Origin of the sequence: Lactococcus petauri (genome assembly GCF_023499275.1) — a bacterium.
In the GTDB taxonomy this organism is placed as follows: domain Bacteria; phylum Bacillota; class Bacilli; order Lactobacillales; family Streptococcaceae; genus Lactococcus; species Lactococcus petauri.
This window is the reverse complement of the sequence record NZ_CP094882.1, coordinates 1,638,475-1,651,575: the sequence shown is the minus strand read 5'-3', so window position 1 is coordinate 1,651,575 and position 13,101 is coordinate 1,638,475. Positions and strand designations below refer to the sequence as shown.

Genomic DNA, 13,101 nt, shown 5'->3' with positions numbered 1-13,101 from the left:
TATCGCAACACTCGTCAAAGGTTTCTGAAATAAATCTACAGGAGAAAATAATGCTTAAAGGTTCAATTGTGGCGCTCATCACGCCCTTTAATGATGATAATTCTATAAATTTTGAAAAATTAGCTGAGCTGATTGAATTTCAGATTAGCCATGGAAGTGCGGCTATTTCTATTTTAGGCACAACAGGAGAAGCACCGACGATTAGCTTTGAGGAGAAAAAAGCAATCGTTGAGTTTGTAGTTAAACAGGTTGCTGGACGTATTCATATCAATGTTGGAGCAGGAAGTAATAACACAGCACAAGCAGTGGAATTTGCTCAAGCATTTGAAAAGTTAGGTGCGGATAGTTTGCTTGTGATTACCCCTTATTATAATAAAACCAATGAAACAGGGATGTTAAAGCATTTTACTAAGATTGCGGAGTCTGTCGATATTCCGATTATCATGTACAATGCACCAGGTAGAACAGGAGTGAATCTTTCTGTTGAAGCCGTAGAAGTATTGGCGAAACACCCGAATATTACAGGCTTAAAAGAAGCATCAGGCGATATTGCCTATGTGGAAAAAATTAGCCGCTATCTTTCTAATAATTTTGCATTATATAGTGGTAATGACGATATGATAGTTCCATGCCTGAGTTTAGGCGCTTCGGGTGTAATCAGTGTTTGGGCTAACTTCATGCCAGATGTAGTTAAGGAGTTAATCGAAACTTTTGCGACCAACCCAGCTCATTCTTTGAGTCTGCAACAAAAATATTTGAACTTGATTGACAGCTTATTTATAGAAGCAAATCCAATTCCGGTCAAATTTGTGATGAATCAACTCGGTTATAATGTCGGTTCTGTTCGGTTGCCACTTGACGAGCCATCCGAAACGGCAAAAATTCAACTTCTTAAAGAATTGGAGATTTTATAATGAAAGTTTTACAAATTGGAACAGGTACAATGGGCGGGCTGCTTGCGGCAGAGCTAGAAAAAGAGCATGAATTAACAGTCGTATCCTTAACAAAGGATATTCCAGAAGAAAAATTCGATGTGATCATTGATTTTTCACACCCTGAGAATCTCAATAATCTTGCTAAATATCTAGAAAAGCATCCAACAGCCACAGTTATTGCCACAACAGGCTTTGACGACATACAAAAGGTAACAATTGATCACCTTTCTGAAAAAATGCCTGTATTATTTAGTGGCAATTTTAGTATTGGAGTTATCTTGATGAATCGTTTAGTCAAAGAAATGACCTATATTTTATCGGACAGTTTTGATATTGAAATCATTGAAAAACATCATAATAAAAAAATAGATGCTCCATCTGGTACGGCAAATATGTTACTTGACAGTATCAATGAAACATTGGGCTATAAAGTTGTTCATGGACGTTCAGGTATAAAGCCACGTGAGAAGAAAGAGATTGGAGTGCATGCTGTTCGAGGGGGTACAATCGTTGGCGAACATGAAGTAATATTTGCAGGAAGGGACGAACTTCTTACGATTAAGCATGAAGCTCTTTCGAAAATGATTTTTGTAAAAGGGGCGATCACAGGGATGAATTGGCTTATTCATCAAGAAAGTGGGATGTATTCAATGGAGGAAGTTCTTTTTGGAAAAGACGGAGTGAATTAAGTCCTATTTTTATAGAAGAGAAGCAATAAAATAAATTTTGTATATTCCTTAAAAAAATTAGTTTTTATAGGATTACACACAAGAAGGAGATTTATGAAAGCACAAAAAATTTCGGCTCAAGAAATTATTCAATATATTGGAAATGCTGAGAAAAAAACAACAGTTAAAGTAACTTTTGAAGGTCAATTGACAGGTCAAATACCAAAAGAAATCATCAAAATCAGCAATACTTTGTTTGGGGATTGGAGTTTGATTCAACCGCTTTTGGCTGATATGACTGAAAATAAAGACTATATTGTGGAGCTTGATAGCCGCAATTCAGCTGTGCCCTTGCTTGATATTCGCGATGTCAATGGACGTATCGAGCCAGGTGCAATTATCCGTGAACATGTCGTAATTGGTGATCATGCAGTAATCATGATGGGAGCAATTATTAATATAGGTGCTGAAATTGGGGCTGGTACAATGATTGATATGGGTGCTGTTCTAGGAGGACGTGCAACAGTAGGTAAAAATTCCCATATTGGTGCAGGCGCAGTACTTGCTGGTGTAATTGAACCAGCTTCATCTGTGCCTGTGCGTATTGGGGATAATGTACTTGTGGGTGCAAATGCAGTGGTTATTGAAGGTGTACAAGTCGGTTCAGGTTCAGTTGTTGCGGCCGGTGCTATTGTGACACAAGATGTTCCTGAAAATGTAGTTGTTGCTGGTGTGCCAGCCCGTATTATCAAGAAAATTGATGCCCAAACGCAGCAAAAAACTGCACAGGAAGAAGCGTTGAGAAATTTGTAAAATTGCCATAAGGATAGACTATTTATCAACATACAGGATGCTTCGTACGCTATTAATAAATGGAGTATATCGTCCATGCACTTCAAATAGCGCCAAAGTTATTTAACTTTAGAGTGTACAAACTTTATCTTCGAGTATCTTATATCCAAAGAAGAAAGGATAAAAATGAAAAAATATAATATATGTGTTGTGGGTGCAACTGGACTTGTTGGTCGTACTTTTCTCGATATTTTAGAACAAAGAAATTTCCCAATTAAAAATTTGAAATTATTAGCCTCAAGTCGTTCAGCAGGTTCAGTTTTGTCTTTTGCGGGTCAAGAATACGTAGTTGAAGAATTAACGGCTGATTCATTTAATGGTTATGATATTGCCCTTTTTAGTGCTGGCGGAGATACTTCTGAACAATTTGCCCCAATTGCACGAGAAAAAGGGTTGGTTGTCATTGATAACTCATCAGTTTGGCGTGAAAATCCTGGAATTGGCCTGGTTGTCCCAGAAATTAATATCCAAGATACGCAAATGAATAAAATCATTGCCAACCCAAACTGTTCAACGATTCAATCTGTTTTACCGCTTTATGCTTTGGAGAAAGCCTTTGGTATTTTACAAGTGAACTATACAACTTTCCAAGCAGTAAGTGGAAGCGGACAGAAAGGTCGTGACGATTTACTTCGGACACGTCAAGGCAAAGCACCAGAATTTTATCCATATAATATCTCTGAAACAGCCCTTCCTGAAATTGATGTTTTCTTTGAAAATGGATATACCAAAGAAGAGATGAAAATGGTCAATGAAACACGTAAAATCTTACATAAGCCAGAGTTGGCTGTTTCAGCAACTTGTGTACGTGTTCCAGTAATAAACAGTCACGGTGTGAGTATCCAGGTAATATTGGATCAGCCTTTCACGCTTAGCGAAGTTCGTGAGGTTTTTTCAAACCAAGAAGGTATAACTCTTATCGATAACCCTAAAAATCATGAATATCCAGTTTCAACAATCGCAAATGGTAATGATAATGTTTATGTTGGACGTATTCGTGAAGATTTGGCGCAAGCAAACAGTTTACTCTTTTACTGCGTAGCTGATAATATCCGTAAAGGCGCAGCATTAAATGCAATTCAAATTGCGGAACATATGATCCAGGAGAATTTAATTTGACATTAACTATTGCAAAATTTGGCGGTTCATCCTTATCTACAGAAAGCCAATTTCAAAAAGTAAAAAATATTGTCAGCCAAGATGAAACGAAAAAAATTGTCGTTGTTTCAGCGATTGGACGTAAAAATCCATCTGATGATAAGGTTACCGACTTGCTCTATCTCATTGCGGCTCATGTGAAACACGGTGTTTCTTACCAAGCACTTTGGGATAATTTAGTCACTCGATTTGTTGCAGTCAAAGAAGAATTGCAGCTTAAATACGACATCTTATCACATTTAGAGGAACTTAAATGTGAGCTGGATTCGGGTCAATTTACAGAGGATTATCTGGTGAGTCGTGGCGAGTATTTTACAGCACATCTAATGGCGGAATATCTGGGCTATCAATTTATTGATGCTGCTGAAGTAATTTCCTTTTCAGGTAACGGTCGTATCAATTTGGAAATGACAAAACGTTTGTTGCAGGAACAATTCTCTGGAATTGAGAGAATTGTTCTCCCAGGATTTTACGGTGCTTTCCAAAATGGAAAAATCAAACTTTTGAGTCGTGGTGGTTCAGATATTTCAGGAGCAATTCTGGCAAGCTGTTTAGGTGCTGATAAATATGAAAACTGGACAGATGTATCAGGTGTAATGATGGCAGATCCGCGCATTATTAACAATCCAGCAACAATCAGTGAATTGACTTATGAAGAGTTGAGTGAATTGTCTTATATGGGGGCGAGTGTGCTGCATGCTGAGACGATTTATCCGATTCGTGAACTCAATATTCCTTTGCATATTAAAAATACGAATGCTCCAGACGCCGAAGGCACTTTGATTTTGGCAGAACACCGTACGCATACGACACAAGTTTCAGGAATTTCAGGCAGAAAAAACTATGTTTCGATTAATATTGTCAAAAATCAAATGGCAACAGAGGTTGGTTTTTTACAACGTACTTTGAAAATTTTTGATGATTATCATTTGAATATTGAACATCTCCCTACAGGTATCAATCAAATCGGAGTTATCGTCGAAATGGTTGAAGTAGAAGAGATTTTGCTTGATTTACTGGACCGCCTAAAAAAAGATTTGAAAGCAGATGATGTCACAGTCAAAGAAAATATTTCGCTTTTGACAGTTGTAGGTGAAGAAATTATACGCTCAGCAAAAGTTACGAACAAAATTTTTACAGCACTTGCTAAAGAAGATATCGATATTGAGCTTATTACACAAAGCCCGCGTGGAATCAATATCATTATCGGTGTTGCCAATAAGCATTATCAAAGGGCTTTAGTCGCCTTATATGAAGAATTGACAACCTAAAGGACTTAATAAGGAGGGGTAGAGTGCCTTTTACAAATGAAGAATTGCTTCAAATACGTCGGGAATTGCATGAAATTCCTGAGCTTGGTATGGCAGAATTTGAAACACAGGCTTATCTATTAGATAAAATACAGCAAATGATACAAACAGTTAAGCATGTCAAAATTCGAACTTGGAAGACAGCCGTTCTAGTCAAAATAACAGGATTTGACTCAGACAAAATTATAGGCTGGCGTGCAGATATGGACGGGCTTCCAGTTAATGAAGAAACAAATTTAGAATGCAGTTCAAAGCACCAAGGAAGAATGCACGCTTGTGGACATGATATACACATGGCTGTAGCACTTGGTTTATTAAAAATTGCTATTGAAACGCCAAGTAAAAATGACCGTCTTTTTCTTTTTCAGCCCGCTGAAGAAAATCTCTCAGGCGCAAAACTTTTATATGAGGCAAACGTTTTTGCGGATTGGTTACCGGATGAGTTTTATGCACTTCATGTTCATCCAGAACTACCTGCCGGACAACTAGCAACAAATAATCACACTTTATTTGCAGGAACTTGTGAGGTTAGTATTAAGTTTACTGGAAAAGGAGGCCACGCAGCGTTCCCCCAGAATAGTAATGATATGGTAGTTGCTGTGAGTCATTTTGTAACGCAAGTGCAGACAATTATCTCGCGAAATGTTGGGCCAATGGAAAATGCTGTTGTGACTTTTGGAAAGATGCGTGCTGGAATGACTAATAACGTGATTGCCAAAGAAGCGGAAGTTCACGGAACAGTTCGTACCTTGACGAAGGAAATGAACGAACTGACACAAAAACGTATCACACAAATCGCTGAAGGTATTGCGCAATCCTTTGACTGCCAAGCGGAAATTATACTAAAACAAGGAGGTTATCTCCCTGTTATTAATAATAAAAATCTTGCAGACCAACTGATGACTTTTCTGAAAGAAAAGCCAACAGTTAATTTTTCAGAAATTTCCCCCTTGATGACAGGGGAGGACTTTGGATACTTATTAGATAAAGTACCTGGTGTGATGCTCTGGCTCGGTGTTCAATCAGATTATCCCTTACATCACGAAAAGATGTCTCCAAAAGAAGCAGCTATAATGCCTGCAGTGGAAGCGCTCAGTGCCTGGCTAGCTACTCGATAAATTTCTTTACAACTGTTGGTATTAAACCGGCAGTTTTTTTGATAGTAGTTTATAGTATCGATGGATTCTTAATACTTTTAGTATTAGGAATGAGTAAAACAGAAATATTGAAGCAGAAGGTATTTCAAACTTTTATTCGATAAAGGTTTCTACCGTTGGAAACAAAATTTATGAAATAAAAAAGTCAAATGCTTCATATAAGGAAATTATTTTAGAATAGGTGGGCCTGTATCGGTACCAGTATTTGATGAATTTTTAAAAATAAAAGACGAGGAAAAATACAGATAAAAATGATATAATAAGTATGTTTTTTATTCTGCACTTTTTCCAAAAGAAAAGGCAGAGATATAAAAGTTGAAGATATAAAAGTAGGAACTTTATAGTCATAAACTCGATAAATAACTTTCTATCTTTTAAATATTATGGAAAAGAAACTGGGTGAGATAAGCAATTCTCTTGCCATTGTATGCGCCACTCTCATATTTCATTATTAGCAGAAATGGGAATAAACCAAAAAGTGGTGATGCAAAGAGTTGGTCACGCAACATCCACTATTACCAATAATATATATACTCATGTCACACCTAATATGTCTAAAGAATTAAACCAAAAAATGAATAGAATTAACAAAATTTCTTAAGCAATTTGGTGGGCAAAAAAAGTGGGCAGAAATGAAAGAAAAATAGTGATAATTAATGATATTATTATCGAAAATAAAATAATGATATCACTGGAAAATGCTATTAAATAAGGCTTTTAAGCCATTTTTATAAAGGGGAAAGAAAATTGGCACAATTGTACTTCAGATATGTAGTGATGTACCATGACCTCTTGAGTAGTAAGGTGCAATAATAAAAAATTATTTTAGTGGACAAAAAGTGGGCAGAATAAAAATTAATAGATTTATAAAATAAGAGGTTGCTGATTTTTATTTTTAGTAACCTTTTTATTTTGGATATTTTATATAATAAAATATCCAAAATATAATAAGTTAGATCATTTGGTAAAATGAATTTAAAGGGTGGAGAGCCTTAATAAATAAGCGATTATAAGTTTAAAAAAATAAGAACTAACCAAGCTAATAAAAATAGTGTGTATATTATAAAAAGGTTACTATTTCTATTCTCAGTAACCTTTATTTATGACCTCTACTTTACCAAGATGTTGGTAATTGATAAAATTAGACAATATAGCTATCATGTAAATTAGAATAGCTTAACGCACTGACGTGCTAAATCTTTAATAGGTGATATATATTTTAAAGTAAAAAATAAACTCTTTAAAATGTTTTATCAAAAAAAGCTAAAAAATATATACATAATTTTTAGCTTTTTTGATTATATTTAATAATTTATCAGTGCGCGATGCGTTTACGATTAGCTTTTTTTCGATTATCTTCTACGAAGTCCAATTTTTGTTCAATAGGAGCTACAACGAGTTTTTTATAAATTGCACCTGCTGTAATTAGGGAAGCTAAAGTAACAAGGTTACCTGCGATGACTCCCGAAATAAATTTCTTATTCATAGTATACCTCCATTCATTATAAGTTATTGTTATCCGATTATTTTATCATTATTTGACGATGATGAACTAAGACTAAAGGATTAATTTTTATAAAATATATTCTTTAGTTATAGATAGATACATAATAATGTTATTGCTTCTTGAGACGATGACGTCGATATTCCTTTGGTAAAAACTTTCTTATCTCATCCTCGTTGTAACCAATAAGGTGGTTATTACCTTTTAAGATTATTGGAGTTTGAAGGACATAAGGATGTGTAATTATATAGTCAAGAGCTTCGTTTAAAGAAAGATGCTCGATATAATTCAAAGCCTTTCTGACCTTAGAACTACTTCTAGAGGAGTGTTTCATAATGTCTTTTAGCCCATCATCAGACAGTTGAAGCAATTTCAAAAGATCATTCTTAGAAATTCTACTAATTTGTCTTTTTAGTATTTCAAGATGATATTTTTCAAACCAAACCAATGCTCTTTGGGAGGAATGACAACTTCCTCTATAGTAAATTTTTATCATACAGTTTTTTGTCAATTCTATTCATTAGAAGATAGAAAGGTAAATAGTTTTTATATAGTTCAAAAAGGATTATTATTTGGTTTTTTTCTTAAGGAAGACCGAGAGAATTGCTAAGATAAGAAGAAGTGCTCCGAAAATACTAAATAACAGACCTTTAGACTCTCCTGTAGAAGGTAATGAAGCATCACTTGAACTTTGTTCATGATTTGACGGATTTTCTGTATTATTTGGTGTTCCTGTATTTACAGAAGTGCCTGTATCCATAAGAGTATCTTTTACATAGACATAAACGACTTCTTGAGGCTGATCTGAGAAAGTTCCAGAAGCGTTAGAAGGAGTAGTTTTAACAGTCCATCCGTTGATAGGTTTAGCTTGGCTTTCATAAGGCAATCCTATTTTACCATTCAATGTATCTGCAGGAGAAAGGTCGTTGCCATCTTCATCTTGATATTTCACAGTAACAGGAGCTGCATCAGTGCGATCATAGACATAAATGACTTCTTGAGGTTTGTCTGTGAACGTTCCAGAAGCATTCGATGGAGTAGTTTTGAGAGCCCATCCGTTGATAGATTTAGCTTGGCTTTCATAAGGCAATCCTATTTTACCATTCAATGTGTCTGCAGGAGAAAGGTCGTTGCCATCTTCATCTTGATATTTCACAGTAACAGGAGCTGCATCGGTACGCTCATAGACATAAATGACTTCTTGAGGCTGATCTGAGAAAGTTCCAGAAGCATTCCCTTGAACTTCTTTGAATGTATATCCGGGGATTTCTTTTTGTTCAGTTGTGTATTCTTCACCAACATGACCTGATAAAATTACATCTTTATCAAGTTTAGTACCTTCTTCATCTTGATAACCCACGGTTACATCTTCCGCAAACTTATTGACATAGAGTTCATAAGTGTGTCCAGAGTAAATTGTATTAGGATTACCTCCAAGCGTATCTTCAGGACTTAAGATTGGACTGCCTGTAATATCTTCTCCATCCTGAATACTATAAGTCTCTTCATCATATTGTTTTGTGTCTAACCCATCCCAAAGATTTAACTTATCAATAAGTCCTACACGATTATAGCTATCTCCTGATTCTCCTTGAACTTCTTTAGTTCCAAGAACTTCTCCGGTATATTTTTCTTTCAAAATATATGTATCAACTGTTTTAGCTTTAAAAAGTGTCATGGTTCTAACGTAGGCATCACCTACGATTGTGGCAACCTGTGTACCACTTACACCTACTTGAGATAAAACCGTTTCACTGACATCTTTATGTGGGTAGTAACTTATTTCTTCTAATTCTGAATTATCATTAATCCCTGCATAGACAACTCCATAATCCTTATTATTTGGCTGTTTACCCGCATTACTATGTATCTCTGTAATTGAAGTATCATCTGTGATTCTAATAGGGATAGCAATAAAATCTGGAGCAGGGGCAGTTGCTGTTCCATTTGTTGTAATTTTATAGACTTCACGTCCATCAAGTGTGTTTCCTAAAGCTTCTACGTTTGGGGTCGAAGAAATCATGGGGTGAGTGGCTAAGTATTGATTATATGCTGTACTCAACGCCTCAACGCCTCCATCAATAGAAAGTCCTAAAGGCATAACGATATATAGATCATATAACTTAAAATCATTATCTGTTGTTTTTTCAAAAGCAAAAGGCCTAATATTTAAAGTCCCTCGTCCATTATAAGCACCAGTACGTGGAAGATCAACATAGAAGTTAGCAAGGTTTGTCATAGGAGTAGCATTACCTTCACTTAAAGTTGATGCAGTATCTGAATTTTCTCCGTTTTCAACCGAAGCGGTATCAGGTAAATTCTGTAATTTATTATTTGCTTCGTCTACGATAGATTTATCAAGGGATACATTGCTATCTTCAGATACTGTTGAAGTATCAGCTTGCTTAGTGTTAATCTCTTGTGTAGAAGCAAGGACTAGACTCGGCGATAAGCTTGAGCTAAGAAGAAGCCCTGTCATAGCTAGAACACCTATTTTTTGTTTATTTTTCATTAATATTCTCCTCAGTTTGAATAAAGAAATTCTTTTGTCTAAAAAATCAAAGTTATATTAATAAATGATTCAGAAAAAGAAAAAAATATAGCAAAATATTCAAGATATTGGGGACTTTTTGGGAAAAATTGCTCAAAAAAAAGAATAAATCTATAGATTTATTCTTACTTCAAAATAAATTGCATAAAAAAACTGTAAATAGTCTGTAAATCAAGAAAATTTATATGTATATTTACTGTTTCTATCATTATAACTTTGATTTTATTGACATAATTTTATAAGTATTAATTAGATGCTTTTACGGTATCTAAAGCACTTATCAAGTATAGCGAAAAAAAATTACAGAAATAAACATTTCCGGGAATTCGGAAAAGCGAAACTTTTTCCTTTTTTATACTATAATAGGAGCAATATAACAGTTTTATCAAGGAGAAGATAACATGGTCTATAAAAAATATGGAATAACATTTCAGAATATGCGAAAACAAAATAGGTTTACCTTATCAGAGTTTGGGGAAGTAGGAATACCTACTTCTACATTATCTGATTTTGAGCGAGGACGTACCATGATAAGCCTAGAAAAGATTGATTTGGCTCTCCAGTTAATGGGTTATAGTTTATCTGATTTTGATAGTCACTTGAATTTTTATTCTCCCACTGATCCTATTCATCTATTAGAAGAGGTAGAGCATGCTGTTTTATCAAAAGATAATAAAAGACTACACACCCTTCATAAAACGTGTAAAGAAACAAAGCAAAAGTATATTTGTTTAATGATAAAATTTCTAATGAAAGAGGGGAGTTTAGAAGAAAAAAATGAACTTATTAACTACCTTTATGATACTAAAGCTTATGGTATAAAGGAATTGTCTATTTTTTATACAATAATGCACCAATTAATACCACAGGATATTCTAAATATTATAAAGAGACTAAAAGAATATGGAAAAGGGATGTCTAATTCTGAAACTTATCATCGTCATTTATCTTTTGTCATGCTTGAAGTAATTCTTGTCTTATCAAATTATGGTCTCAAAGATGAAGCTGATTATTTCATAAAACGTGTAGAAGAACTTAAGTTAGCTCAAACGATGCTTTTAAGAAATCTATTTGAGGCTGCAAAAGGTTTATGGATTTATCATTTTAAAAGTAAAGAAGAAGGAATTAAACAGATAAAAAAAGTTCTTGAAATATTGCATCTAGGTGCTGATCCTATAGTAGCAAAATTTCATCAAGAAAAATTTGAGACATTAATGGGTATTGAATTAAATGATTAAAGAATTAATGATGAATATACAATCTTATGTTACCTAAATCTTTTTAAGTCTTTTAATGTGAGATGAGGTTACTATTTGTTGTTGATGTGGAGCTTTATTACTCAGATATGGAGTAATGTAGTATAACTCCATATAATAGATAAAAAATAATTTAGTGGGCAAAAGGTAGGCAGAATAAAAAGTGATAAATGTATAAAATAAAAAACCGTTATTTAACGGATTTTTATTATGTGTGTATAAAGTTAAGTCTCACTTTTTATATCATTATGTTATCGGAGATATTAGTGTTATACTAAGTTTGTTGTAGGTTGATGCTTATGTCAAAAATTTGTACTTTCCTACGACTTATAAAATATCTAGCTATAGAGTGTAATCTATAACTGGATTATTTATCAGAAAAGAGGCATCTCTCACATATCGGATGTCTCTTTTCCGTATGATTAGGCATTATACAAATATTTTATATACATGGGCACATAATAATTTTAGTATATTAGAAATTTTTATTGTTTATATATTATATTTTAAAAGTCAGTGAGTTTTAAACTATTGGCATTTCATTCATGAACTAAGATTTTTATGTCAATTTGACAAAAACGAATAAGCATGATACTATGTATTAAGTAAGTTTAGTCAAAGTTATATATTTTAAATGTTTTCTTTAACCATAATGATTTACAATCTAGTTGAAAGGAAATATATATACTATGACAAAAGGAACAGTAAAATGGTTTAATGATGCCAAAGGGTTTGGCTTTATTACAGCTGAAGATGGAGCAGATGTGTTCGCACATTTCTCAGAAATCCAAAGTAACGGCTTCAAAAAACTTGAAGAAGGCGAAAAAGTTACATTTGATATGGGCGAAGGTCAACGTGGACCACAAGCTACAAATATCCATAAAGCATAATTAAAAAAAGTCACTCTAAGAGTGATTTTTTTGTAGTCAAGAAGTAAATTAGGGAATGAGAGAAAAGTGTGTTATAATGAGTGAGTCAATTGGATACATCTACGGAAGATCTAGCTTGTTAGGTTATAGCGTGATTTAAATAAGTGATTTAAATTTCTTCTGTTTTTATTAACGCGGGATGGAGCAGCTAGGTAGCTCGTCGGGCTCATAACCCGAAGGTCGTAGGTTCAAATCCTGCTCCCGCAATTGGAATAAAATTCTGCGTCGTCAGGATTTTTTTATTTTGTTAGATCATTACTTTCATTAATCATTTGAATGAGACCAGCATAGGTAAGATTAGTATTATTCACATTTATGGTATTCCAATGGGTTTTATTCATATGGTAGCCTGGAAATACTCCTGCTATTTGTCTAGCCTCCTCACCGTGTTCTGGACTTAGCTTTAAGTCAATTAAGAGTTCGTTATCTTTTTCAAAGATTAAAGCTATAATTTTTTTATTAGATTTTTGTCTAATAGTTGTCCAAAGTATTTTTTCACGATTATTATTGTTAAATGGATAGTCTTCATAGGAGTTGGTTATTTTTAACACCAAGCTGATAAGTTCTTGTTTTTCCATTTTTATCTCCTTATTGCTTGGTATTATACCATTATTTAAGAGAAATTTTGAGATTTTAATTGAGTTTGTGGCTACTTTTTTGAATTTGTATAAGTGGCTAAGATTTTCAAAATATATTTATATTTTGATATAATACTATTGGCAGAAATAAAAAAATGTTAATATATATCATGAAACTACACCTTGCCAGTGTAGTTTTTAGT

At 34.0% G+C, this 13,101-nt stretch carries 12 protein-coding genes, 1 tRNA gene and 1 pseudogene; 10 read left to right on the top strand and 4 right to left on the bottom strand.

Annotation, left to right across the window (positions count from 1 at the left end):
- Positions 1 to 50 precede the first annotated feature (50 nt).
- The 7 genes and pseudogenes from dapA to lgb_RS07990 form a co-directional block, all read left to right on the top strand.
- A complete protein-coding gene (gene dapA / locus lgb_RS08020) occupies positions 51 to 914 on the top strand; it encodes a 4-hydroxy-tetrahydrodipicolinate synthase (protein WP_003134262.1) in 864 nt (287 codons plus the stop codon).
- Positions 914 to 1,624 (top strand): 4-hydroxy-tetrahydrodipicolinate reductase, encoded by a 711-nt coding sequence (gene dapB, locus lgb_RS08015; protein WP_019294327.1) that lies wholly within the window; start codon positions 914 to 916, stop codon positions 1,622 to 1,624. Before dapA ends, dapB begins: the two co-directional genes overlap by 1 nt.
- Positions 1,625 to 1,717: 93 nt before the next feature.
- Positions 1,718 to 2,416 carry a 2,3,4,5-tetrahydropyridine-2,6-dicarboxylate N-acetyltransferase gene (gene dapD / locus lgb_RS08010; protein ID WP_019294326.1) on the top strand — a complete coding sequence of 233 codons (699 nt, stop codon included), beginning with the start codon at positions 1,718 to 1,720 and terminating at the stop codon, positions 2,414 to 2,416.
- Between the two features lie 165 nt (positions 2,417 to 2,581).
- Positions 2,582 to 3,574 (top strand): aspartate-semialdehyde dehydrogenase, encoded by a 993-nt coding sequence (locus lgb_RS08005; RefSeq protein WP_019294325.1) that lies wholly within the window; start codon positions 2,582 to 2,584, stop codon positions 3,572 to 3,574.
- Entirely contained in the window at positions 3,571 to 4,884 is a 1,314-nt protein-coding gene (locus lgb_RS08000) for an aspartate kinase (RefSeq protein ID WP_019294324.1), read from the top strand. Before lgb_RS08005 ends, lgb_RS08000 begins: the two co-directional genes overlap by 4 nt.
- 23 nt (positions 4,885 to 4,907) lie before the next feature.
- A complete protein-coding gene (locus tag lgb_RS07995; RefSeq protein ID WP_019294323.1) occupies positions 4,908 to 6,041 on the top strand; it encodes an N-acetyldiaminopimelate deacetylase in 1,134 nt (377 codons plus the stop codon).
- Positions 6,042 to 6,498: 457 nt separating this feature from the next.
- Positions 6,499 to 6,681: pseudogene (locus lgb_RS07990) on the top strand (tyrosine-type recombinase/integrase); the annotation flags it as partial.
- A 714-nt stretch (positions 6,682 to 7,395) separates the two neighbouring features.
- Here the strand turns inward: lgb_RS07990 and lgb_RS07985 are convergent.
- The 3 genes from lgb_RS07985 to lgb_RS07975 form a co-directional block, all read right to left on the bottom strand.
- On the bottom strand, positions 7,396 to 7,566 hold the full coding sequence (locus lgb_RS07985) for a DUF3042 family protein (protein ID WP_019299612.1): 171 nt from the start codon (positions 7,564 to 7,566) through the stop codon (positions 7,396 to 7,398).
- 130 nt (positions 7,567 to 7,696) lie between these two features.
- Positions 7,697 to 8,080, bottom strand: a complete 384-nt coding sequence (locus tag lgb_RS07980) for an ArsC/Spx/MgsR family protein (protein WP_029345911.1) — start codon at positions 8,078 to 8,080, stop codon at positions 7,697 to 7,699.
- A 72-nt stretch (positions 8,081 to 8,152) separates the two neighbouring features.
- Positions 8,153 to 10,096 (bottom strand): MucBP domain-containing protein, encoded by a 1,944-nt coding sequence (locus lgb_RS07975; protein WP_019294356.1) that lies wholly within the window; start codon positions 10,094 to 10,096, stop codon positions 8,153 to 8,155.
- Between the two features lie 440 nt (positions 10,097 to 10,536).
- Between lgb_RS07975 and lgb_RS07970 the strand changes: the two genes are divergently transcribed.
- From lgb_RS07970 to lgb_RS07960, 3 genes are all read left to right on the top strand, one after another.
- Entirely contained in the window at positions 10,537 to 11,373 is an 837-nt protein-coding gene (locus tag lgb_RS07970; RefSeq protein ID WP_019294106.1) for an Rgg/GadR/MutR family transcriptional regulator, read from the top strand.
- A 707-nt stretch (positions 11,374 to 12,080) separates the two neighbouring features.
- Positions 12,081 to 12,281, top strand: coding sequence for a cold-shock protein (locus lgb_RS07965; protein WP_019294105.1), 201 nt, complete (start codon positions 12,081 to 12,083; stop codon positions 12,279 to 12,281).
- A gap of 172 nt (positions 12,282 to 12,453) precedes the next feature.
- Positions 12,454 to 12,527: transfer RNA gene (locus tag lgb_RS07960), tRNA-Met, on the top strand.
- A gap of 32 nt (positions 12,528 to 12,559) precedes the next feature.
- On the opposite strand, the gene lgb_RS07955 is transcribed toward lgb_RS07960, so the two are convergent.
- On the bottom strand, positions 12,560 to 12,898 hold the full coding sequence (locus tag lgb_RS07955) for an MmcQ/YjbR family DNA-binding protein (protein WP_019294104.1): 339 nt from the start codon (positions 12,896 to 12,898) through the stop codon (positions 12,560 to 12,562).
- Positions 12,899 to 13,101: the final 203 nt, after the last annotated feature.

Coding starts and splice junctions, on each gene's coding strand:
- lgb_RS07985 (WP_019299612.1), bottom strand. CDS start 7,566: ATGAATAAGAAATTTATTTCGGGAGTCATCGCAGGTAACCTTGTTACT.
- dapA (WP_003134262.1), top strand. CDS start 51: ATGCTTAAAGGTTCAATTGTGGCGCTCATCACGCCCTTTAATGATGAT.
- lgb_RS07965 (WP_019294105.1), top strand. CDS start 12,081: ATGACAAAAGGAACAGTAAAATGGTTTAATGATGCCAAAGGGTTTGGC.
- lgb_RS08005 (WP_019294325.1), top strand. CDS start 2,582: ATGAAAAAATATAATATATGTGTTGTGGGTGCAACTGGACTTGTTGGT.
- lgb_RS07980 (WP_029345911.1), bottom strand. CDS start 8,080: ATGATAAAAATTTACTATAGAGGAAGTTGTCATTCCTCCCAAAGAGCA.
- dapD (WP_019294326.1), top strand. CDS start 1,718: ATGAAAGCACAAAAAATTTCGGCTCAAGAAATTATTCAATATATTGGA.
- lgb_RS07970 (WP_019294106.1), top strand. CDS start 10,537: ATGGTCTATAAAAAATATGGAATAACATTTCAGAATATGCGAAAACAA.
- lgb_RS07975 (WP_019294356.1), bottom strand. CDS start 10,096: ATGAAAAATAAACAAAAAATAGGTGTTCTAGCTATGACAGGGCTTCTT.
- lgb_RS07955 (WP_019294104.1), bottom strand. CDS start 12,898: ATGGAAAAACAAGAACTTATCAGCTTGGTGTTAAAAATAACCAACTCC.
- dapB (WP_019294327.1), top strand. CDS start 914: ATGAAAGTTTTACAAATTGGAACAGGTACAATGGGCGGGCTGCTTGCG.